Raw genomic sequence first — 21514 nt, 5'->3', positions numbered from 1 at the left:
CCAGCATATACTATTTCCGGACGCCCAAATTGATACGTCGTGGCAGTTTCCAGGTCTGGGCCGGATTCAGAATCTTACTGAAAACCTGGGCTGGCCCATAGCCGCCTAATGCCTAGTTTGCGGCAGCTGGCACAACCCCAGCCTACCCTCTTCGCGTAGAGCTTAGAAGCCCCCGTGGCTCACCTATTCTTCTCTACAACCAAACTCCCGGTTCCCTATGTGGATTCAGCAGAAACAAAACACCCCCGCTCCGCTTGACGAGCTGCAGGGCCGCACCGTCGGATTGAAATTCGCGTGCAACAAGTGCCACACCGAAGTATTCACCGACCTGATTGGCATTCCCGCCCCCGACCTGCTAGCCAATTCTTTGGAGGACGACGGGCAATTCGAGAAAGAAGAAGTGAAATGCCCGGGCTGCAATATGACCCACCAAATTACGGTGAAAAGCAACTTTGATGGCGTAAGCTTTGATGTATCCGACGTGGATGCCGGCAGTGTTTCCTACCAGGTAGCTGAGCCAGAAATTTAGCCTACAGGCAAGCCGGGGTTACGACTGCTTGTCGCTAAGCACCACCCCGGAACGCTGTTATAGTTAAACAAAAAGCCCCGCAGACCGCGGGGCTTTTTGTTTAAGGGAAACCGGCCACAACAACTGACCTTTCCAGGAAATTCAGGCCCCTACTGGTGGTTTAAATCTCCCGCTCAATGGTGTAGTTAATCAACTGCTCCAGCGAGGTGCGGGAAGGTGACTCAGGGAAGGTGCGCAGGATGGTCAGCGCCTCGTCGCGGTAGCGCTGCATGGTTTTAATGGCGTATTCCAGCCCGCCGGTCTGGCGCACAAATTCAATCACCTGCTGCACCCGGTCTTTGCGGCCGTCGTTGTTTTTCACGTTGTAAATCACGCGCCGCTTGGTCAGCCAGTCGGCCTGCTGCAGGGAGTAGATGAGCGGCAACGTCATCTTTTTCTCCTTGATATCGATGCCCACGGGCTTGCCGATTTCGGCGGTGCCGTAGTCGAACAGGTCGTCTTTAATCTGAAAGGCAATACCTACTTTTTCACCGAAAAGCCGGGCGCGTTCAATAGTTTCCTTATCGGCCCCGGCCGAAGCCGCGCCCACGGCACAGCAAGAGGCAATAAGCGAGGCCGTTTTCTGACGGATAATCTCGAAGTACACGTCCTCGGTAATATCGAGGCGGCGGGCTTTTTCAATCTGCAGCAGCTCGCCTTCGCTCAGCTCACGCACGGCATTGCTCACAATTTTGAGCAGCTCGTAATCGTCGTTTTGGAGGGCCAGCAGCAGGCCGCGCGAAAGGAGATAGTCGCCGACCAGCACGGCTATTTTATTTTTCCAGAGGGCATTCACCGAGAAAAAGCCCCGGCGGTAGTTGCTCTCATCCACCACGTCATCGTGCACCAGCGTGGCCGTATGCAGCAGCTCAATGAGGGCAGCCCCCCGGAAGGCAGCATCAGGCAAAGGGTCGCCACCGCTGATTTTAGCCGTGAAGAACACAAACATGGGCCGGATCTGCTTGCCCTTGCGCTTCACAATGTACCCCATGATTTTATCCAGGAGCAACTGACGGGTTTGCATGGACGCCCGGAATTTCTTTTCGAATTCCGCCATTTCGGCCGCAATAGGGGCCTGTATCTGGTCCAGCGTTATAGTCATGCGGGTATTTTGGCGCAGCAATGATACGCCCCCAGCCGGGCGTTTCCTAACCTTAGCTGGCCGGAGCTGGTTTTCGCAGTGTACTTTCGTACTCTTCGCCCGCTGTCTGCTATTTTAGAGACTATGACTGCTGCCTCCATCTCCACCCGGCCAGTGCGTCTGGATTTTATCCTGACGGCCCCGCACCACACCCGCTCCTTTGCTGCCGATGCCCGCTACGTGCCAACGGGCAAGCCCAAGCCCGTAGTGGTGTTTGTCCATGGTTTTAAAGGCTTTAAAGACTGGGGCCACTTCAATGTGCTGGCCGATTACTTTGCCCAGCAAGGCTTTGTATTCGTGAAGCTGGACCTTTCCCACAACGGCATTGTGGTGGGGGGAACCGGCGACCTGGAAGACATGGATGCCTTTGGCCGCAACAACTTCTCCCTGGAGCTGGACGATATTGGCGCCCTGCTGGATTATCTCTTTGACCCCGCCCAAACGCCGATTCCGGCCACCGAAACCGACCTTTCCCGCCTGGCGCTGGTGGGCCACAGCCGGGGCGGCGGCCTGGTACTGCTGAAAACCGCCGAAGACCCACGTGTGAAGGCGGTAGTAGGCTGGGCTGCCATCAGCAACGTAAACCCCGGCTGGCCGGAGCCCATAATGCAAATGTGGGAGCAAAAGGGTGTACTGCATGTGGAAAATAGCCGCACCGGACAGCAAATGCCGCTCTACTACCAGATTGTAGAGGACTTTCACAAGAACCGCCTCCGCCTGGATATCCCGCATAACGTGCGCCGCAAGCTGCGGGGCCGCCCCATGCTCATCGTGCACGGCGACCAGGATGAAACGGTACCTGTAGCACGCGCCCACGAGCTAAAATCCCTGAAACAGGACGCCGAGCTGCTCATTCTGCCCGACGTACAGCACAACCTGGGCGGCGCCCACCCTTGGCAGTCTGAAGATTTGCCCACGGAAACTCAGCAGGCCGCCGAAGCCACGGTGAAGTTTCTGCGTCGGGTGCTGTAAGCATGCATTACCATTCATCCCCATTCTCTTTGCCTACCGCCTACCTCCTACTCGGCTCCAACCTCGGCAACCGGGCCGCTATTCTCCGCGCAGCCGTGCAGCAGTTACACACTAGCGCCGGCCCGGTAACCGCTACCTCCAGCCTCTACGAAACCGCGCCGTGGGGCCTCTCCGACCAACCTGCTTACCTCAACCAAGTAGTGCAGCTTGATACCGCACTTTCCCCAGAACAGCTCTTAGCGGCTTGCCTGCAAACGGAACAACGAGCCGGCCGTACCCGGCGCATCCGCTGGGACGCTCGTACCCTGGACGTGGATATTCTGCTATATGCTGATTTAGTGTTACAAACGCCGGAGCTTACTATTCCCCATCCGCGCCTGCCTGAACGCCGCTTTGCGCTGGTGCCGCTGGTAGAAATTGCGGCAGACGTAGTACATCCGGAGTTAGGCAGCGCGGTAGCAAAGCTGCTAGCGGTTTGCGCGGATGAGCTGGACGTAGAGAAGTATATTGAGCCCTCCTGAAACAACCTGGCTTGCATAAATATGCCCATCGTTGCTTCGATTATTACAGCTCTATTAAGGGCTAAGGGCAAATTGTCGAAGTTGATTACCTTCGGCAACTCATATATTAGCTGTTACCTGTTTGCCCTGGACGGAACAAAGCTAATAGAGACGCTACCTCCCTGGGTTTAGCTAATACATTCCAGGATACAGGATAAAGGTCATTTGAATAAATTAGTAACAATGGAAAAAATTCAACTTGCGCATCCTGAAGGTAAAAAGGCCATTTCAATGAACAGGCTAAAATATGACGCTTTGAAAAGCACCTTATTAACTTGTTTGGCTAATAAGCAAGCGGTACCATTTCAGGAAATCTTATCTGATGTAGAAAATGATTTAAGAAAAAGAGACGTTAAAATTGAAGGCAAACTTGAATGGAATTTATTTTGGGTATCACTCGATTTAGAATCGAAAAAAGAATTATATAAAGACAGAAGTGTATCGCCTATAAAATATTCAATCTTAAAAAAGCTATAAATTCAAGAAGGATAATAGTTGGTTGGCAACTTAAAAATAAAAACTGCCCACTGAATTTCAGTGGGCAGTATCTTTTAACTGAATATTAAACTGCTATACCGCAGCCGAGCTAACAGCTACTTCCGGCGCAATTTTCTTTACCAAGCCCTGTAATACCTTACCGGGGCCGCACTCCACAAACTCCGTAGCCCCGTCCTGCACCATACTCTGCACGCTCTGCGTCCAGCGGACGGGAGCTGTCAGCTGGCGCACTAAGTTCTCGCGGATTTCGTCGGGGTCGGTATGAGGGGCGGCGTCTACGTTCTGATAAATGGGGCAAATACCCGCCGAGAAGGTGGTTTTAGCAATAGCCTGAGCCAGCGCCGCTTCCGCCGACTGCATCAGCGGTGAGTGGAATGCGCCCCCTACGGGCAGCGGCAGGGCACGCTTGGCGCCGGCCGCTTTCAGCTGCTCACAGGCCAGCTCAATGCCACGTTGCGAGCCGGATACCACCAGCTGGCCGGGGCAGTTGTAGTTGGCGGCTACTACTACGTTACCGCCTTCAGAAATTTCCTGACAAATGCGGGCAGTAGTGTCATCATCGAGACCAAGGATGGCGGCCATGGTGCCGGGCTGCTCGAGGCAGGCGGCCTGCATGGCCTGGGCACGCTGGGCTACCAGACGCAGAGCATCTTCAAACTTGAGCACTTTGGCGGCTACCAGCGCCGAAAATTCGCCTAAGGAATGGCCAGCTACCATGTCGGGCTTCAAACCGGGTATAACGGCTGCCAGGGCCACGGAATGCAGGAAGATGGCGGGCTGCGTTACGTCGGTGCGGCGCAGATCTTCTTCGGTGCCCGAGAACATGATGTCGGTGAGCGAGAAGCCCAGGATTTCGTTGGCCTGATCCATCAGGCGCTTGGCTTCGGCGTGCTGCTCGTATAGCTCGCGGCCCATGCCGCTGAACTGGCTGCCCTGACCGGGAAAAATGACTGCTTTCACTAGAAAAGGAATTTGTGCGGGTTGTAAACAGAAATATTAAAAGCAGCCTGCTCCGGCAGCCAATATTGGAGCTGCAAGCTGCACAAAATGGCCATATCAGGCAAAATTGAGCTTGGGCTGGCTTATTTTACTGGCCGGGTGCTCACTTGGCCACTGGCTTTATCTACTTCAAAAGCTGCGCGGTTAGGCATGCGGTTCGCCCAATCGGTACGCGGCACCAGTACTTGCCATTGTGTACCGGCGTCTATCACGCTGGCTGAATCCACAACGAAAAGGCCCGCATTGGGCTGCTCCTGCACATATTTCCGAACGGCGCTCAGCGCGTCGGCCTCGCTGTAGGAGGTTGGGGCAGTTGTAGCCGAGGAATTTGTTTGCTGCTGACAGCCAGCCAGGCCGCCTAGCAAACCACACGCAAGAATTAAGGGCTTTATCATAGATTCAAAGAAAAAGAAAAGGAGCGGATGATAGGCCTCCGCTCCTTTTTCATATACACATTTTACATTTACCGGGTAATCTGTACCCAGCCTTTATAGGTCTTCTTGGTATTGGCGAAGTCGGCAAACTCTACCTCGGCCTGGTAGAAATACAAGCCATCTACCACGCGCGAGCTAGGGCTGTTATTGCCCTCCGTCACGGTTTTGTTGGTGCCGTTCCACTCAATCAGCGGGTTCTGGTCGCTCTCGTACACTTTCACACCCCAGCGGTTAAACGCCGTGAACTTGGTGCGGCGGATGGGACTAGCCAGCTTCGGCCGGAAGGTGTCGTTCTTACCGTCGCCGTTGGGTGTGAAGATGTTGGGCAGCAGGAAGAACAGACAAGCATCGTGGCAGGCAATGTTGCTGGGCGCACTCACCAGACTCAGCTCGCGGGCTACAGCCACCACATAATAACAGCCAGCCGATGTTTCCAGATTAGCGTGGACGTAGCTGGTCGTTTCTGTGGAGTCGATTAGCCGGAAGTCGGCTGGATTGGAGCTTTGCGTAGGGCTAAAGTAAATTCGGTAATAGGAAATGCCGGCGTTGCAGCCACTGGTAGCATCTATCGTCCAGGAGAGGCGGTTGGCGTAGGGCTTGCTGCCGTTGGGGAAGAAAGGCAATGCGGCCAGGCTGTCGCAGTTAATAGGTTGTAGCGTGAGAACCGGCGGCGTCAGAATACAGCTTTCCTGGCTTTTGTTCAGCAGCGGGCCAATTAGCGGCGACTTATATTCTCCATCGGTTTCCACATAGTAACAGTACAGCTGCCCTGCTTTAAAGGCTCCGGTGCTATTGTCTGTATAAGTACCGGTGGCACTAACGCCGGGCACGGTGGTGAGGAGCGTATAGCCGGTAGCGCAAGGCTCGCGGCGATAAATGCGCGTGGGTCGCACGGTATTATCCCACGGCACACTGTAGTTCCAGTTTAGTACAATACCGTCGCGGGCAGGCGTGGCGGCCGTTTCCAGGCGCACGGAGGATGCCGGTGCCGGGCGCTCGTGCACAATACTATCCTGGGCCGTGGTGCCGCTCTTATGGGTAAACTCGATGCGGTAGGTGAAGGCCTTATCTGTTGTATTCAGGCCATTATCCACGTACACCGTGTCGTTGATGTTGGTAAAGCTCTGCACCCGCGTGAACGTGGTAGACGCGGGGTTAATACCTTCTGCCCGGTACAGATTGTAGCCCACCGGTGGCGCAAAGCCAACCTTCGTAATGTTAGGCTTGGTCCAGATAACCTTTATGGAGCCGCTGGTCTTGCTGGTGCGTTCTACAGTAACGTTGGTAAGGAGAATGGGCCGCCCGACCAATTCCACACATACTTCTTTCGAAACCAGGCTTTTGCCACCGGCCGGCAAGGGATATTCAGCATAGATGCGGTAGCAATAGGTTTTGCCTCGCTCTAACCCCCGGCCATTGTTGTTATCAAGGAAAGTGGTAAGATCATCGGACACTGACCCTACCTGAACGTAGCCAGCAGAAGCCGGGATACCGGGATTACAGGTATCAGGCTGGAAGTTAGCCGGGCCTTCGCGCCGGAAAATCAGAATCTGGGTTGCGTTCTGGCACCCGTATTTGTCCCACGTCAGGTTGATAGCAGCTCCCTGACCACTAGCCTTCAGGTTCTGGGGCGGCGGCCCTACTACCGTGATGCGCCATACTTGTTCGTCAATCAGCGGAGTTTCGCCATCAGTGGGTACGTCTACCGCCCGGAACAGCACCTGATACGGTAGGCGGGCTACATCGGCACAGGTGGTAAGCCAGCGGAAGCGGCCGGTAGCCGGCGATGCCCTGCGGGTTTGCTCAAATAGAGCCCGGAAATTCCTTTTCTCAGCTGGAGTACTTACTGGTAAGCGAGAAAACACCCCGCCAAAAGCCGTCAGGTCAATATCGTTGCCATCGGGGTCGGTGGCCCGGATGCTGCCCCGCACGGAGTCGCCTGCCACCACGCAGATATCACGCGGAATTTGCAGCACGGGCCGCTGGTTATTGGTGGGGTTTACAATGATTTGCATGTCGCGAATCACTTCTCCAATCAGGCGCCGGCCGCCAGCATCACGCCGCCACTCTTCCACAATAATAGCTACGTTATATAAGCCAGCCACGCTGGGCGAGTTCCACACCAATTGCCCGGTTAGCGCATCAATAGTAAACGTAGCTGGAGCGCCAATAGTGGGCGGTGGGTTACCAGCGGGATAGGCCACCTGCTTACCATTCGGCGATACACTTTGCTCGTTGGGGTAGGCATAGTTGGGGACTACTACCGGCCGGGGCAAATTGCCGGTACTCTGGCCACCCGCCACGTCTCCTACCACATACTGACTGGGCGCCAGTCGATACGCGAGGCTGTCATTATCCTCATCAGAAGCGGCCGGGTTGTGCAGAAATACCTGGTTGGTAGTGGCCAGGTCAATAGGCGGTGCGTTCAGCACCGGGGAGCGGTTTACGCCCAGCACGGGGTCAATGGTGATGCGGGTGCTGATGTAAAAAGACAGGTCTTTGGAATTGCTCATGTTGGCAATTCCTCCCTGGCGCAGCTCTCCCACAAAGCTTACTACGTAGCTTTTGGGAGCATTATAGGTATGCTCGAAGTAGTAGACATTTCGGTAAATATTATTACCGAGGAAGGTGCGGCTGGACCTTACAATGGCATTAATCCCACTATTGGTACCATCACCAAAAAAAATCGTTTCGGTATCGTCTGTGTCGGCACCAGAGGTTGGGTCCGTATACAGCACCATCTTAAAGAATACCCGGCGCGGGTCCCGGTTGGCGGTAGTGTCGGACTTGGCTTGAATATCACCGGCCCGGATGTGCGTGGCTTGGGCCTTGAAGCTCAGGAGTGCCGCTAGTAGGAGCAGTATAAAAAACAGGAGTCGGGAGGTCCTCCAACCGGTGGGTAGTAGTAGCGTCATATCAATTGCCCTAGCGGGTAGTTGTACTCCAAGTAAGAAGATCAGGATTATTACGTCCGAAACCTAACAAAATTGTGGGAAGACAAGTTATCCTTGCACTTCGCCCCGGGCGTGTTACGGGAACGAACGGGTATAGATGCAAACGTTGGCGGTGAATTGTTTCGTACCGGGTTGGCTCCTACCTTTGACCAACACAACCGACCTACCCAAACCCTTCAGTAGCTTCTATGAGTTGGATTAGTAAAACGTTTTCCAGCAGCATTGGTCGCAAGATCATCATGTCCATTACGGGCCTGTTTTTGTGCTCTTTTCTGGTAGTACACCTAGTGGGCAACCTCCAGCTGTTTAAAGACGATAACGGTGCGGCATTCAATGCCTATTCCGAGTTCATGAGCCATAACACCGTCATCCGGACGATGGAACTGGTGCTGGTGCTGGGCTTTGGCTTTCACATTTACCAAGGTCTGGTGCTGGCCGCCAAAAACCGCGCTGCCCGTGGCAGCAAATACGTTTCCGACCACATTGAGCAGAACAGCAAATGGTACTCGCGCAGCATGGCGCTGCTGGGCACCCTGGTGCTGTTCTTTCTGATTGTACACCTTTACAACTTCCTGGGCTCCCTGCGCTTCACGGATAACCCGGTGGATGCCGCCGGCAATGAAGACGCCTACCTGCTGGTGGTAAAAGCCTTCAGCAACCCGTTTTACGTGATTTTGTACGTGGCTGCACTGGTAGCCCTGTGCTACCACCTGATGCACGGTTTCCAGAGTGCTTTCCAGACGCTGGGCCTCAACCACCGCAAATACACGCCTATCATTAAAGTAATCGGTTACGCCTTTTCGGTGATTGTATGTGCCGGCTTTGCCGCCATGCCGATTTACTTCTACTTTTTTAAATAAATCCTAACCTCGTCCACCCGATGAATCTGGATTCCAAAATCCCCGAAGGCCCCTTGGCCGAGAAGTGGGACAAGCATAAGTTTAACGTTAAGCTCGTGAACCCCGCTAACAAGCGGAAGTACGATGTCATTGTAGTAGGTACTGGCCTGGCCGGCGCTTCGGCGGCCGCTTCCCTGGCTGAGCTGGGCTACAACGTTAAGGCCTTTACGTACCACGATTCCCCCCGCCGCGCGCACTCCATTGCTGCCCAGGGTGGTATCAATGCTGCCAAAAACTACCAGAACGACGGTGACTCCGTGTACCGTCTGTTCTACGACACCGTGAAAGGTGGTGACTACCGCGCCCGCGAGGCCAACGTGTACCGTCTGGCGCAGGTATCGGTCAACATCATTGACCAGTGCGTGGCCCAGGGCGTGCCCTTCGCCCGGGAGTACGGCGGACTGCTGGCCAACCGCTCCTTCGGGGGTGCGCAGGTAAGCCGCACGTTCTACGCCCGCGGCCAGACCGGACAGCAACTGCTGCTGGGTGCCTACTCGGCCCTCTCCCGCCAGATTGCCTATGGCAAGGTGAAGATGTACACCCGCTCGGAAATGCTGGATCTGGTGATGGTAGACGGCAAAGCCGCCGGTATCATCACCCGCAACCTGATTACGGGCGAGATTGAAAAGCACGCAGCCCACGCCGTGGTACTGGCAACGGGTGGCTATGGCAACGTATTCTACCTGAGCACCAACGCCAAGTACTGCAATGCCACCGCTGCGTGGCGGGCGCATAAGAAGGGCGCGTTCTTCGCCAATCCCTGCTTCACCCAGATTCACCCTACCTGCATTCCCGTATCCGGCGACTACCAGTCCAAACTGACGCTGATGTCGGAGTCGTTGCGGAATGATGGCCGCGTATGGGTGCCTAAAACTGTAGAAATGGCCCAGCGTCTGCGCGCCGGCCAGATTCGGGTGCAGGACATCCCCGAAGAGGAGCGTGACTACTTCTTGGAGCGCAAATACCCCGCTTTCGGTAACCTGGTACCGCGCGACGTAGCCTCACGCAACGCCAAGCAGATGTGCGACGAAGGTCGTGGTGTAGGCTCCTCGGGCCTGGCCGTGTATCTCGATTTCGCTGAAATCATCAAGCGCACCGGTGCCGATTCAGTAGCCCAGAAGTATGGCAACCTGTTCGATATGTACGCCAAGATTACCGGCGAGAACCCCTACGAGCAGCCCATGCGCATTTACCCGGCCGTGCACTATACCATGGGCGGTCTGTGGGTAGATTACAACCTGCAAACCACCATTCCCGGCCTGTACGCTACCGGCGAGTGCAACTTCTCCGACCACGGTGCCAACCGCCTCGGTGCTTCGGCCCTGATGCAGGGTCTGGCCGATGGCTACTTCGTGATTCCCTACACCATTGGTGATGCCCTGGCTCAGACGCCGCCCAAGCCCGTTACCACGGAGCACCCGGCGTTTGCTGAGGCAGAAGTAGCCGTGCGCGAGCGTATCGCCAAGCTACTCAGCATCAACGGCACGCGCACCCCGGATGATTTCCACAAGGCCCTGGGCCACGTAATGTGGGAGTACTGCGGCATGGCCCGCAACGCTGAAGGACTGAAGCACGCCAAAGCGGAGATTCAGAAGCTGCGCCGCGAGTTCTGGAGCGACCTGAAACTAGTAGGCACCGAAACCGAAATGAACCAGGCCCTGGAGAAAGCCGGCCGCGTAGCCGACTTCCTGGAGCTGGGCGAGCTGATGGTAGACGACGCCCTGGACCGTAATGAAAGCTGCGGCGGCCACTTCCGTGAGGAATATGCCACCGAAGAAGGCGAGGCCAAACGTGACGATGAAAACTACGCCTATGTAGCTGCCTGGCAGTATGTGGGTGACAATCAGCCGGAAGTCCTGAATAAGGAAGAGCTGAAGTTCGAAAACGTGAAGCTCACCCAGCGCAGCTATAAGTAGTAGTGAGTAGCTGGTATGGAGTAGGAAGCAAAACTTCCCTCCATACAGCCTTTCTTTCTCACTGCCCTATACCCACTACTCCATACTCTCAACATAAAATGGCCGGAAGTAACCCTAACGCCAAACCGATGAATCTCACGCTGAAAGTGTGGCGGCAGAAAAACCGCAATGCTGAAGGCGGCATCGTTGACTACCAGGTAAAAGACATTTCCCCGGATATGTCGTTCCTGGAAATGCTGGATGTACTCAACGAAGACCTGCTCCGCAAGGGGGAAGACCCGGTAGCCTTCGACCACGACTGCCGCGAAGGCATCTGTGGCTCCTGCGACTTGTACATCAATGGTCGTGCCCACGGTCCGGAGAAAGGCACCACCACGTGCCAGCTGCACATGCGTAAGTTCTCCGATGGCGACACCATCACCATTGAACCCTGGCGCGCCAACTCTTTCCCCGTAAACAAAGACCTGAGCGTAGACCGCTCGGCCTTTGACCGCATCATTCAGGCGGGCGGCTACGTGAGCATCAACACTGGCGGCACCCCCGACGGCAACGAAATTCCGATTCCGAAGGACATTGCCGACCGGGCGTTTGAAGCCGCTACCTGCATTGGCTGCGGCGCCTGCGTGGCCTCGTGCAAAAATGCTTCGGCTATGCTGTTCGTATCGGCTAAAGTGAGCCAGCTGGCCCTCCTGCCCCAGGGCCAGGTAGAGCGCAAAACCCGCGTGGAAAACATGGTAGCTCAGATGGACAAGGAAGGCTTCGGAGCCTGCACCAACATCGGCTCCTGCGCCGCGGAGTGTCCAGTAGGCATTTCCCTGGAAAACATTGCCATCCTGAATCGTGAATTCCTGGCGGCTAAGGCTACCTCGAATAACCTTGCCTAAGGGTTAGCGGTTGAGTTATCGGAAAAGCGAATCGGGTAGCCGGTTCGCTTTTTTGTTGCCTTTCGGCGCCTTCTTAAGTTTTACTACTCCGCATGATTACCATTGTTTCCGGCACCAATCGTCCTAACTCCCGCGCCCGGCGCGTGGCTAATCTGTATGCCGGCATGCTAACCGAGCTAGGAGCGGATTGGCAGATTTTGGACCTGGTAGACTTGCCCGCCGACTTTGTGCTGACGGCGCTATATGAAAACGCCGGGCAGCATCTGCATTTCAATCAGCTGGCACAGCAAGCAGAAGCCGCCGATAAGCTGGTGTTTGTGGTGCCAGAGTATAACTGCTCGTTTCCAGGTGTTCTGAAGGCTTTTATTGATGGCCTGCCCTATCCCGGCGGTATTCGTGGCAAAAAAGCGGCCTTGGTAGGTCTCTCAGCCGGCACGCAGGGCGGTATTCTGGCGCTGAATCACCTCACTGATATTCTGATGTACTTGGGTACCGCCGTGTTACCCGCCCGGGTACGCCTGCCGGGCATAGATGCCCACCTGACGGAAACCGGCGAGCTACACCATACTTTGTTTATGCAGCTGTTGCGGGAACAGGCCCAGCAGTTGGTGGCCTGGTAGCTTCACTCTGCCCTCCCCTACGCACATAGCATATATGCGTGGGCTTTATAACTGGATGAAAAGAAATTAGAGGTGCTTTTTGGCCTAGCCTGGTGCTTGCAATATGGACTATGTGCACGACCACAAGGCAACCCCAGACTGTGTGGGAATAGGCTGGGGTGAACAAAGCATTTGTGTTAGCTAAAGGCCGGCGGATTACCGTTGTCGCAATCGACTAGCAACGGCTTGCCTCTTACAACTCTCGTAGGCGGCGGCCTTGCTGGCGCCTCCAGAGCCCATGTTTGCTCTGCCCCACCATTTGTGCGCCATAAATACCGTAGTGACCGGAAAACAGGTAACTGACCACGCAGGCCAGCCCGGCATATAGGCCGCAACTGCTACCAAACAGCTCCATGGCCATCAGCATGCAGGCTAGCGGGGTATTGGCAGCCCCGGCAAATACGGCTACAAAGCCCATTCCGGTCAGCAAGGGCAGTGGCAACGGCAGCAGTAACGTCAAGGCATTGCCCAGCGTAGCACCTATAAAGAATAAAGGGGTTACCTCCCCTCCTTTAAAGCCTGCCCCCAGCGTAAGGGCCGTTAATAGGATTTTCAGCGCAAAGTCATAAGCAGGAAGAGGCTCGGTAAAAGCCTGCACAATGACCGGAATACCCAGGCCGATGTAGCGCGTAGTGCCAAGCGCCCCTACCAGTAAGGCAATTGCTACACCACCAACAACCGGCCGCAAAGGCGGCCAGTGAATCAGTCGCTGGTACAAACGAGTAACTGTGTGAAGAGACCCGACAAACAGACGTCCAGCAAGTCCAAAAGCAATACCCGCCCCAGCAGCGCTTAGTAAGCCAGGAATAGAAACAGCAGGCGCTACCAATTGGGGATATAAGGTATGCCCAACACCCCAGGCCCGCGTCACATAATCGGCGCAGATGGCGGCCAGGAAGCTGGGTAAAATGGCATCATAACGCAGGCGGCCTATTAGAAAAACCTCCAGGCCAAACACTGCCCCGGCCAGGGGCGTACCAAAAACCGAAGCAAAGCCTGCGCTAATCCCGGCAATGAGCAAGAGGGTACGGTCGCGGGGGCGTAGGCGAAACACTTGGGTAACTTGGTCGGCTAAAGAAGCGCCTATTTGTACGGCCGTTCCCTCGCGCCCGGCCGAGCCGCCAAATAGGTGCGTGAGCAATGTACCCAGCAAAACCAACGGGGCCATGCGCAGCGGAATAGTAGCTTGCGGAGCGTGAATTTCGTCCAAAATAAGGTTGTTGCCTGCCTCTACGTCCCGACCCCAATAATGGTACAGCAGCCCCACCAGCAAGCCTGCTACCGGAAGCAGCCAGATAACCCAAGGGTGCGCTTCCCGCCAATTGGTAACCCAGTCCAGTGCCAGCAGGAAACCCGCCGAGGCGGTTCCGGCCAGGGTGCCCACTATCCCACAGATGGCTAGCCATCGAGCTAAAAACAGGAGTTGCGCCCGATTTTGGTTGCTAAAAGTGGCAATCGGATTTTTCATATATATCAGACCACTCCAAGGAAGCCCAGGCAGTTTTACGCCCCGAAAGTACAGAAGCTTTCCTGAGAGTACAGGTAGCGCCGGGCCTAATACTTTGCATGGCCCCGACATGTATAGGCTCGATATATCGTGCAAAACAGAAAAACCAAAGAGTGACTGTACCTCCAGGTCAGGGCATTTAATTAACTAACCAATATATAGTTAGCCAAAAAGCTGAATTTATATCGGTGGACAACCTGCCTATCTGGTACCCGTATCAGGCCCTACTATGAAACGCATATTTTACTCACTCCTGTTGCTGGCGCCCCTGCTTGGGTCTTGTACCCGTTCGGTTGTTAGGCCGCTCAGCATGGATCGGGAATCGGCCGCCCCACGGTACATGATGGCCCTCTCCGATTCTACAGCGGCAAGACCCGCCGCTTCGCTCCGTTAATTTGTTCCACATTCATAAAAAAAGCCGCCTGGATATCTCCAGGCGGCTTTTCTCTGTTTATGTCCTTTACCGAAAGGGCGCGGCGGGCGGCGGAAATCGTAAGGTGAAGGAGCTACCCAAGCCTTCAATGGAATTTACTTCGATTTGAATTCGGTGCAGATCAGCAATGGTTTTAACCAGGGAAAGACCCAGGCCGTAACTTTCCACATCGGCCGAGTTGGCTTTGTGAAAGCGCGCAAACAGTTGGGGCAGGAAGTCTTTGACAATGCCCAGGCCGGTATCCCGGATTTCCAGCGTATAGCCCCCCCCTGCCGGCCTACCCACTAGGAATATCTCACCCTGCGGCCGGTTATACTTCACGGCATTGTTTACCAGATTAAAGAGCATAGTAAACAGCAGGCCCCGATTTACGCCGGTTAGGGTAAAGTTGCCAGATAGCTGCTGATGCAGGCGCAGTTCGTGCAGGGCCAGACGGTCCTGAATTTCCTCACTTACCTCCGCTACCAAACCGGCCACCGATACGGTATCTTCGCGCTCAAACTGCTCGTTTTCAATTTTAGAAATCAGCAGCAAGGACTTGATAATGGACCGCAGCCGGTGCACGGTGCGCTGCGACTCCACAATTTTCAGCAGGTTTTCATCCGACAGGCTTTCATCAGCCAGCATATTATCGAAGCGATACTGCAGCACGGCCAGCGGCGTAAGTAGTTCGTGGGAAGCATCGGCAATAAAGCGGCGCTCCTTCACGAAAGACTCCCGGATGGTTACCATCATCTCCCGAATGCTTTCATCAAGGTAACGGAAGTCGTCGGTGCTGGTGGGCACGGGCTCCAGGTTGAAGGAAGCCGGGTTGTGCACGTTCTTCAGCCGCCGATGAATAATGGTACCCAGCGGCTCCAGCAGATAGCGGAAGAAAGCCAGGTCGGCCAGCGTGGTGAGCAGACCTACTACCACCAGCAGGTATAACGCATAGCGGCGAAAGTTAGCCTCCGTTTCACCTATGCTGCCCACGCTACGGCCTATTTCCAGCAGGTAATTCTTGCCGTTCAGTGGAAAGGAATAGCTCAGCACCCGGTAGTCCACAATTTCATCTTCCACCGCCCGCCGCGAATTCTCGATGGTGTTGATGCGCGGGCCGGGCTGAATCTGCTCCAGCGAGATAAACTCTTCTTTCAGCAGGTTGTAGCTGCCGTATGTTTCGGGGCTGCTCTCATCCAAAAACGCGGAAATACCGTTGCGCTGAATGATTTTGAGCACTTTCTCCTTTTTCTGAGCCAGCCGCTCATCGGTGGTAAGCAAAGCCAGACGGCTCAACACCGGGGGCAGCACGCCCACCAGCAACAGAATAATCAGCACCCGGGACAGGGCATTGAACAGGGAAAATTTGGAGCGCAGCTTCATAGGCTACAAACTGAAGCGGTAGCCCAGCCCCCGTACGGTTTCCAGCCAGGGCAGCTCGGAGTAGCGCGTCAGCTTCTTGCGCAGATTTTTGATGTGTGCATCAATATAGTTAGACTCGTAGCCATCCTCGGGCAGATTGCCCCAGATATGCTCCGTGAGCTGCAGGCGGGTAAGTACGCGGTTTTTGTGCAGCACCAGGTAGCTCAACAGATCAAATTCCTTTACCGACAGCGTTACTTCCTGGCCCTGGTGCAGCAGCTGGCGATTCTGCAAATCCAGTGCAAACTCTCCGAACTGAATCAAAGGCTTGGCTACGCCAAAGCGGCGGCGCGTAATGGCGTGCATACGGGACAGCAGTTCGGGCAAGGAAAACGGCTTGGCCAGATAATCATCGGCACCCAAATCCAGCCCCCGGATCCGGTCAGCTACCTCGCCGCGGGCGGTAAGGACAATGATGGCGGCCGTAATTTCCTGGGCTTTGGCTTCGGTCAGCAGATCGAGGCCGTCACAATCGGGCAGACCCAGGTCCAATAGCACAAAGTCGTAGGTGTTCACGGCCAGCAGCTCAGATGCCTCGTGGCCAGTGCGAGCCACTTCGCACTGAAAATTCTGCTGATACAGGAAAAAGGCTAACTCTTTGGCCAGGCTCCGCTCATCCTCTACTATCAACACATTCATGAGGAGGAAGCAGCTTAAAACGTCACGTATACTCCCCCGGAGAAAATGGACAAGGGCCTGGAGGTATCATCGGCCAGCGTATGCACGGGGCGCAGGTAGCGCCAGGCTGCTTCTACGGAAACTTTGCCCAAAGAGTACGTTACGGGCACACGCAGCTCATAATTCAACAGCGAAAACCGGGTACTGGTAGAGTTACTGGTGGTACCAGTGCCACCGGGGCGGCCTTTCCCTTTGCGGTTTAGCTGCTGCTCGATGCTGGTTGTGACAAAGGACTGCGTGCCGGCCATGACACTGACCCGCGGCTCAAAGGACAAAATACCCTTGGTCATCAAGACGTTATCAATCTCAAAATACCGCGAGTTATCCAGCACCAGAAAGAAATCCTGGGCCTCACCAAATACATAATCTGCATTCAGCCGGGTGTACAGAAAGCCCCAATCCAGCCCCACATAGCCATCCAGGGAGTTGGATACCGCTGATTTCAGCAACGGGCTGTTTGGCGAAAAGAAGAAGTGCGAATAGCTCAAAGAGCCATCCAAGCGCTGGGTAAAATCCTTATCCCAACCGACGGATAGGTCGGTTTCATCCCGCAGCGTGGTGGTAGAGAACAAGTCGTAATTCAGGGCTGATACCCACGCGCCGGAAGGTGCTTTGTAGGTCAGCTCGGTGGTCCAGTACGGAAATTTTTCAGTCTGGGAACGGCCGAAAAAGGTGGAATTGGTGTATGCCCCCACGCCCACCGTGAAACTGCGCTGTTTGGCAACAGCCGTCGTATCGGGGGCAGTAGCGGCGGCTACGGTTTGTAGGCAAGCCAGCAGGAGCAGGCATACGCCTCCCAGCGTACCCGCTATTCGCCTACTTAATAATGCAGCCATAAAGAGAAAGAAAGCAAAGAGGTACCTAAAAAGGCTGATTACTGAAAACCGGGCCCGATAAAAGCGCCCCCAACAGCACCCACATCAGACCCGGTTTACGGAACAGCAATATGAATTAATGATTTCTACCACGCGGCCCAACCTGGCGGCCAGCGCCGGTCGGCCGGCCCGGCCGGCTGATGCGCGGCGCCCGGGCACTGCGCCCCCGCGCTGAGCGCACGGCCCCATCTATACGCTCCGGCTTCCGCTGCCGGGCTGCCGGAGCTACCGTTTTTATAGGCAGTTCGTCGGCCGTTTTGGGGGCCGCCGAAGTAGTGCCTTGCTCCTGCCGGGCTGCTCCGGCAGCGGGTACCGTTTGAGCAAGCCCAATAGTAGCGCTACCTAGCAGCAGAACAAACAACAGATAGAGTTTCATAGCAGAAAGTGGAACGCAGGTTTATGCTGACAAAGGTAGCTACCAGCGAGTTCCGGCTGGCAGACCCGGGAATTCTTACTTCTGCTTGTGTGCACCGGCCGCATGACCAGTTTCCGGGCGGGTACGGCCCTCGTGTTTTGGAGCACGGGCGGAACGGTGTTTAGCGCCTTCTACTTTATGCTCGGCTTTACGGGCCGTACGAGTAGCGCGACGATCCGCATTTTTAGCGGCCTGCTCCTCGTTCTGACGCTTAGCGCTGGCCACGGCGCTTACTGCCGCCCCTTTATCGGCGCCGGTCAGCTCGGTACCCTGGGCTACGGTCTGCACCGCCTGGCCATGGTTGTCGGCTTTCACTTTGTCGCCCTCGTCCGAGTCTTTGCCTTCGTGCTCGGGCTTGTGGGCCTTCTTGGCTTTTTTCTCCTTCTTAGGCTTAGGAGTCTCGGTACGGGTTTTAGGGGCGTCATCGTCCTGCGTTGCAGTAGCGGGCGCCTGCTGGGCGAAAAGGGCTACGGAATAAAAGGCAGCAACGGCAGTGAGCAGTACTTTTTTCATGGTGGTTGGAGAGTTAGGATGATGATATGATTCAAACTTACTTCCCTAACATGAAAATAAGATGATAACCAGTAGCCCCGCCATTTCGGACTTATCAACGGCTGTTTACTTAGTACAAACGAAAGAGAGCCACCTGCATCAGCAGGTGGCTCTCTTGAATAAAAATGCTAGCAACTACGCTTAGTCCACGTTATCGTGCAGGAAGCGGTTGTCGCCTAGCAGCTCGTTATCGTCGGAAAGGTTGAAGCGCGAGATGTTCCGCTCACTGGAAGGCACCACGTTTTCCAGCTTTACCTGACGGCGCAGATAAGCAGGTGTCTCCAGCTGGTCTTTAATCACCTCATTGCTCAGGCCATTGCTCAGCTCCTGCAAGCGGCGGCGACGCTCGTCAATGCGGGCATCCTGTTGCGGAGCACGAACCGGCGAAGCAGCTACCGGCTCCGGCTGCTGATACACTACGGGCTCAGGCATGGGCGTGGAAGGCGCTGCTACTGGCGGCACATAAGCAGCCGGCGAGGTTTCCAGATCAAACGTCACCTTAGGTGGCTCTGGCGTTACGGGTACCGTTTCTACCACAGGTGCGGCAGCTACGGGCGTTCCAAACGTTGGTACCACGGGCGAAGTAACCGGAGCTTCCTGACGGTCCTTATCGAAGATGTTAATCTGCGGGTCGGGCGTCAGTTCGGTGGGCTGGCTACGGTGCGCGCTGAACTGCGTGTTAATGTTGTGCGTGTCGCGGGCGAAACCAGTAGCAATAACCGTTACGCGGATGCTCTGACCCAGCGTAGAGTCGATGCCGTGACCGAAAATAACCTCGGCATCCTGACCAGCTTTATCCTGAATGTACTCCGTGATTTCCGTGAGTTCATCCATTTCCAGCTCAGCCTGGTCACCAGACATAATGGAGAGCAGGATTTTCTGCGCGCCGTGAATGTCGGTATTGTTGAGCAGCGGCGAAGCCAGGGCTTCCTCGGCAGAGCGACGGGCGCGGTTTTCACCTTCCGTGATGCTAGAGCCCATTACGGCGGCACCGCTGTCCTTCATCACCGTTTTCACGTCTTCAAAGTCCACGTTGACTTCGCTCGTTACAGTAATGATTTCAGCAATGGATTTGGCGGCCGTGCTCAGTACGTTATCGGCTTTGGCGAAGGCGGCGCGGATGGGCAGGTTCCCAAAAATCTCGCGCAGCTTATCGTTAAGAATCACCAGTACGGTATCGCAGTTGTCGCTCAGCTCCCGGATACCATGCTCGGCTTGCTGACGCTTCTTCTTGCCTTCGAAAAGGAAAGGAGCGGTTACAATGCCTACGGTCAGAATACCTAGTTCTTTAGCTACTTTGGCAATAACAGGGGCCGCACCGGTACCGGTACCGCCGCCCATACCCGCCGTAATGAACACCATTTTGGTGCCATTGCTCAGCAGCTCGCGGATCTGCTCCCGGCTTTCAATGGCCGCTTGCTTGCCCCGCTCGGGGTTTGCACCGGCACCGAGGCCTTCCGTTAAATCCACCCCGATCTGCAGCTTGTTGGGCACAGAAGAACTGTGCAGCGCCTGCTTATCGGTATTGCAGATAACGAATTCCACGTCCTTAATGCCCTGGCTGAACATGTGGTTCACGGCGTTAGAACCGCCGCCACCCACGCCAATCACCTTAATGATGGACTTGGATTGAGAAGGAATATCGAATTTAAAATCCATGACTTTTTAATTATGAATTATGAATGCTGAATTATGAATTGATTGGCGGATCGGCTTTTTGCTGACCTGCCAATTCAGAATTCATAATCCATAATTCAGAATTAGCCTTCTAGTACTGTTTGTCGTCAAAGTCATCAATCAGCAGGCCTTTGGTCCGGCTGATGATGTCCTGGAAGAACCGACCCGCTCCCGAAGGCTTCTTAGGGGCGGCAGGCTGCTGGTTTTGCGTAGCCGCTGCCGAAACAGCCGGCCGCTGCTCCTGTACCGGACGGTACTGCTCTTCATCGGCCGTGCTGCGGTTCTGCCGCTCGTCCAGGGAACGGTAGCCCGAAAGCACCAGACCCACGGTAGTAGCGTACATCGGCGACTTAACCGCCTCAATCTTGCTCTTGCCGAGGTGCTCATTGGGGTAGCCAATGCGCGTATCCAGACCGGTTACATACTCCGTGAGCTGCACCAGGTTTTGCAGCTGCGAGCCACCGCCCGTCAGTACAATACCGGCGGCCAGCTTGTCGGCGTGGCCTGTGCGCTGGATTTCAGCATACACCAGCTCAATGATTTCCTCCATGCGTGCCTCAATGATGTAGGCCAGGTTCTTGAGGGAAATTTCCTTGGGAGCCCGGTCACGCAGGCCCGGGATGCTTACAATCTCATTTTCGGAGGCTTCCTCGGCAATGGCTTTGCCGAATTTCACCTTCAGCTGCTCCGCCTGGTTCTGCATCACCAGGCAGCCCTGCTTGATGTCAGAAGTCACGATGTTGCCACCGAAAGGCAGCACCGCCGCGTGGCGGATGATGCCGTCCTTGAAAATAGCCAGGTCGGTAGTGCCGCCGCCAATGTCAATCAGGGCCACCCCGGCTTCCTTCTCTTCCTCTGACAGCACCGACATGCTGGAAGCCAGCGGCTCCAGAATGAGGTGGTCAATTTCAAGGCCGGCCTTCGTCACACATTTGTTAATGTTGTTGATGGCCGTGCTCTGGGCAGTGATGATGTGGAAATTACCCTCCAAGCGTACACCCGACATCCCCACCGGATCCATGATATTTTCCTCGTAATCCACCTTGTAATCCTGGGGCATTACGTGAATAATCTCAGAGCCGGGCGGGGTTACCAGCCGGTACATATCGTTGGTCAGACGGTTCACGTCCTCCACGGTAATTTCGCTGTCGGCGGTTGCCCGCGTGATGCTGCCGTTGTGCTGCAGGCTCTTGATGTGCTGCCCGGCAATACCCACGTTTACCACGCCGATGTTGATGCCGGATTGCTCCTCTGCCTGGCGGATGGCCTTTTTAATGGCGTCCACGGTTTTGTCGATGTTCGACACAATGCCACGCACTACGCCTTCCGACACGGCTTTGCCCATGCCTAGGATTTCCAGCTTGCCAAACTCGTTTCTACGCCCTACCAGAGCGCAGATTTTGGTGGTACCAATGTCGAGGCCGACTACAATCTTATCGTGTTGCATGGGACTGGGGCGAGTGATGTTGAAGGAGAGAAGGTGGGGATATTC

General features: G+C 55.2%; 20 protein-coding genes. 8 read left to right on the top strand and 12 right to left on the bottom strand.

Features of this window, described 5'->3' with window-relative positions:
- The first annotated feature begins 217 nt into the window (after positions 1–217).
- Positions 218–529, top strand: coding sequence for a hypothetical protein (locus Q4G72_RS08130; protein WP_303310920.1), 312 nt, complete (start codon positions 218–220; stop codon positions 527–529).
- A 160-nt stretch (positions 530–689) separates the two neighbouring features.
- Here the strand turns inward: Q4G72_RS08130 and Q4G72_RS08125 are convergent, their stop codons facing one another.
- Positions 690–1670 carry a polyprenyl synthetase family protein gene (locus tag Q4G72_RS08125; protein ID WP_303310919.1) on the bottom strand — a complete coding sequence of 327 codons (981 nt, stop codon included), beginning with the start codon at positions 1668–1670 and terminating at the stop codon, positions 690–692.
- Positions 1671–1793: 123 nt separating this feature from the next.
- Here Q4G72_RS08125 and Q4G72_RS08120 point away from each other — a divergent pair, with 123 nt between their 5' ends.
- The 3 genes from Q4G72_RS08120 (at position 1794) to Q4G72_RS08110 (ending at position 3718) form a co-directional block, all read left to right on the top strand.
- Complete coding sequence (locus tag Q4G72_RS08120) at positions 1794–2681, top strand: alpha/beta hydrolase family protein (protein ID WP_303310918.1); 888 nt, start codon at positions 1794–1796, stop codon at positions 2679–2681.
- Positions 2682–2710: 29 nt separating this feature from the next.
- Entirely contained in the window at positions 2711–3202 is a 492-nt protein-coding gene (gene folK, locus Q4G72_RS08115) for a 2-amino-4-hydroxy-6-hydroxymethyldihydropteridine diphosphokinase (RefSeq protein WP_303310917.1), read from the top strand.
- A gap of 222 nt (positions 3203–3424) precedes the next feature.
- Positions 3425–3718, top strand: coding sequence for a DUF6958 family protein (locus Q4G72_RS08110; protein WP_303310916.1), 294 nt, complete (start codon positions 3425–3427; stop codon positions 3716–3718).
- A gap of 93 nt (positions 3719–3811) precedes the next feature.
- On the opposite strand, the gene fabD is transcribed toward Q4G72_RS08110, so the two are convergent.
- The 3 genes from fabD to Q4G72_RS08095 all read right to left on the bottom strand — a co-directional run bounded on the left by fabD (position 3812) and on the right by Q4G72_RS08095 (position 8087).
- Entirely contained in the window at positions 3812–4699 is an 888-nt protein-coding gene (gene fabD, locus Q4G72_RS08105) for an ACP S-malonyltransferase (protein WP_303310915.1), read from the bottom strand.
- 122 nt (positions 4700–4821) lie between these two features.
- Positions 4822–5133 (bottom strand): hypothetical protein, encoded by a 312-nt coding sequence (locus tag Q4G72_RS08100; RefSeq protein WP_303310914.1) that lies wholly within the window; start codon positions 5131–5133, stop codon positions 4822–4824.
- 68 nt (positions 5134–5201) lie between these two features.
- Complete coding sequence (locus tag Q4G72_RS08095; protein ID WP_303310913.1) at positions 5202–8087, bottom strand: T9SS type B sorting domain-containing protein; 2886 nt, start codon at positions 8085–8087, stop codon at positions 5202–5204.
- 227 nt (positions 8088–8314) lie between these two features.
- Here Q4G72_RS08095 and Q4G72_RS08090 point away from each other — a divergent pair, with 227 nt between their 5' ends.
- The 4 genes from Q4G72_RS08090 (at position 8315) to Q4G72_RS08075 (ending at position 12445) form a co-directional block, all read left to right on the top strand.
- Positions 8315–8986 carry a succinate dehydrogenase cytochrome b subunit gene (locus Q4G72_RS08090; RefSeq protein WP_303310912.1) on the top strand — a complete coding sequence of 224 codons (672 nt, stop codon included), beginning with the start codon at positions 8315–8317 and terminating at the stop codon, positions 8984–8986.
- Between the two features lie 20 nt (positions 8987–9006).
- Positions 9007–10941: a fumarate reductase/succinate dehydrogenase flavoprotein subunit gene (locus Q4G72_RS08085; RefSeq protein WP_303310911.1), complete on the top strand. Its 1935-nt coding sequence runs from the start codon at positions 9007–9009 to the stop codon at positions 10939–10941.
- Between the two features lie 128 nt (positions 10942–11069).
- Positions 11070–11825 (top strand): succinate dehydrogenase/fumarate reductase iron-sulfur subunit, encoded by a 756-nt coding sequence (locus tag Q4G72_RS08080; RefSeq protein ID WP_303310910.1) that lies wholly within the window; start codon positions 11070–11072, stop codon positions 11823–11825.
- Positions 11826–11917: 92 nt separating this feature from the next.
- Positions 11918–12445 (top strand): NADPH-dependent FMN reductase, encoded by a 528-nt coding sequence (locus Q4G72_RS08075; protein WP_303310909.1) that lies wholly within the window; start codon positions 11918–11920, stop codon positions 12443–12445.
- 232 nt (positions 12446–12677) lie between these two features.
- Here the strand turns inward: Q4G72_RS08075 and Q4G72_RS08070 are convergent, their stop codons facing one another.
- The 8 genes from Q4G72_RS08070 to ftsA all read right to left on the bottom strand — a co-directional run bounded on the left by Q4G72_RS08070 (position 12678) and on the right by ftsA (position 21469).
- Positions 12678–13952, bottom strand: a complete 1275-nt coding sequence (locus Q4G72_RS08070; RefSeq protein WP_303310908.1) for a voltage-gated chloride channel family protein — start codon at positions 13950–13952, stop codon at positions 12678–12680.
- 499 nt (positions 13953–14451) lie between these two features.
- Positions 14452–15786, bottom strand: a complete 1335-nt coding sequence (locus tag Q4G72_RS08065) for a sensor histidine kinase (RefSeq protein ID WP_303310907.1) — start codon at positions 15784–15786, stop codon at positions 14452–14454.
- Between the two features lie 3 nt (positions 15787–15789).
- The gene (locus Q4G72_RS08060; RefSeq protein ID WP_303310906.1) at positions 15790–16464 is read right to left on the bottom strand and encodes a response regulator transcription factor; all 675 of its coding nucleotides are present in this window, start codon (positions 16462–16464) and stop codon (positions 15790–15792) included.
- 14 nt (positions 16465–16478) lie between these two features.
- Entirely contained in the window at positions 16479–17339 is an 861-nt protein-coding gene (locus Q4G72_RS08055; RefSeq protein ID WP_303310905.1) for a hypothetical protein, read from the bottom strand.
- A gap of 115 nt (positions 17340–17454) precedes the next feature.
- Complete coding sequence (locus Q4G72_RS08050; RefSeq protein ID WP_303310904.1) at positions 17455–17754, bottom strand: hypothetical protein; 300 nt, start codon at positions 17752–17754, stop codon at positions 17455–17457.
- Positions 17755–17829: 75 nt separating this feature from the next.
- The gene (locus Q4G72_RS08045) at positions 17830–18306 is read right to left on the bottom strand and encodes a hypothetical protein (protein ID WP_303310903.1); all 477 of its coding nucleotides are present in this window, start codon (positions 18304–18306) and stop codon (positions 17830–17832) included.
- Between the two features lie 180 nt (positions 18307–18486).
- Positions 18487–20004, bottom strand: coding sequence for a cell division protein FtsZ (gene ftsZ / locus Q4G72_RS08040; protein ID WP_303310902.1), 1518 nt, complete (start codon positions 20002–20004; stop codon positions 18487–18489).
- Between the two features lie 109 nt (positions 20005–20113).
- Positions 20114–21469: a cell division protein FtsA gene (gene ftsA / locus Q4G72_RS08035; protein WP_303310901.1), complete on the bottom strand. Its 1356-nt coding sequence runs from the start codon at positions 21467–21469 to the stop codon at positions 20114–20116.
- Positions 21470–21514: the final 45 nt, after the last annotated feature.

Origin of the sequence: Hymenobacter sp. BT730, from assembly GCF_030542105.1 — a bacterium.
Taxonomy (GTDB): Bacteria; Bacteroidota; Bacteroidia; order Cytophagales; family Hymenobacteraceae; genus Hymenobacter.
Note: the sequence above shows the minus strand (reverse complement) of the source record. Positions and strands in the feature narration are given on the sequence as shown.

Coding starts and splice junctions, on each gene's coding strand:
- Q4G72_RS08130 (WP_303310920.1), top strand. CDS start 218: ATGTGGATTCAGCAGAAACAAAACACCCCCGCTCCGCTTGACGAGCTG.
- Q4G72_RS08125 (WP_303310919.1), bottom strand. CDS start 1,670: ATGACTATAACGCTGGACCAGATACAGGCCCCTATTGCGGCCGAAATG.
- Q4G72_RS08120 (WP_303310918.1), top strand. CDS start 1,794: ATGACTGCTGCCTCCATCTCCACCCGGCCAGTGCGTCTGGATTTTATC.
- Q4G72_RS08110 (WP_303310916.1), top strand. CDS start 3,425: ATGGAAAAAATTCAACTTGCGCATCCTGAAGGTAAAAAGGCCATTTCA.
- Q4G72_RS08100 (WP_303310914.1), bottom strand. CDS start 5,133: ATGATAAAGCCCTTAATTCTTGCGTGTGGTTTGCTAGGCGGCCTGGCT.
- Q4G72_RS08095 (WP_303310913.1), bottom strand. CDS start 8,087: ATGACGCTACTACTACCCACCGGTTGGAGGACCTCCCGACTCCTGTTT.
- Q4G72_RS08090 (WP_303310912.1), top strand. CDS start 8,315: ATGAGTTGGATTAGTAAAACGTTTTCCAGCAGCATTGGTCGCAAGATC.
- Q4G72_RS08085 (WP_303310911.1), top strand. CDS start 9,007: ATGAATCTGGATTCCAAAATCCCCGAAGGCCCCTTGGCCGAGAAGTGG.
- Q4G72_RS08080 (WP_303310910.1), top strand. CDS start 11,070: ATGAATCTCACGCTGAAAGTGTGGCGGCAGAAAAACCGCAATGCTGAA.
- Q4G72_RS08075 (WP_303310909.1), top strand. CDS start 11,918: ATGATTACCATTGTTTCCGGCACCAATCGTCCTAACTCCCGCGCCCGG.
- Q4G72_RS08070 (WP_303310908.1), bottom strand. CDS start 13,952: ATGAAAAATCCGATTGCCACTTTTAGCAACCAAAATCGGGCGCAACTC.
- Q4G72_RS08065 (WP_303310907.1), bottom strand. CDS start 15,786: ATGAAGCTGCGCTCCAAATTTTCCCTGTTCAATGCCCTGTCCCGGGTG.
- Q4G72_RS08060 (WP_303310906.1), bottom strand. CDS start 16,464: ATGAATGTGTTGATAGTAGAGGATGAGCGGAGCCTGGCCAAAGAGTTA.
- Q4G72_RS08055 (WP_303310905.1), bottom strand. CDS start 17,339: ATGGCTGCATTATTAAGTAGGCGAATAGCGGGTACGCTGGGAGGCGTA.
- Q4G72_RS08050 (WP_303310904.1), bottom strand. CDS start 17,754: ATGAAACTCTATCTGTTGTTTGTTCTGCTGCTAGGTAGCGCTACTATT.
- Q4G72_RS08045 (WP_303310903.1), bottom strand. CDS start 18,306: ATGAAAAAAGTACTGCTCACTGCCGTTGCTGCCTTTTATTCCGTAGCC.
- ftsZ (WP_303310902.1), bottom strand. CDS start 20,004: ATGGATTTTAAATTCGATATTCCTTCTCAATCCAAGTCCATCATTAAG.
- ftsA (WP_303310901.1), bottom strand. CDS start 21,469: ATGCAACACGATAAGATTGTAGTCGGCCTCGACATTGGTACCACCAAA.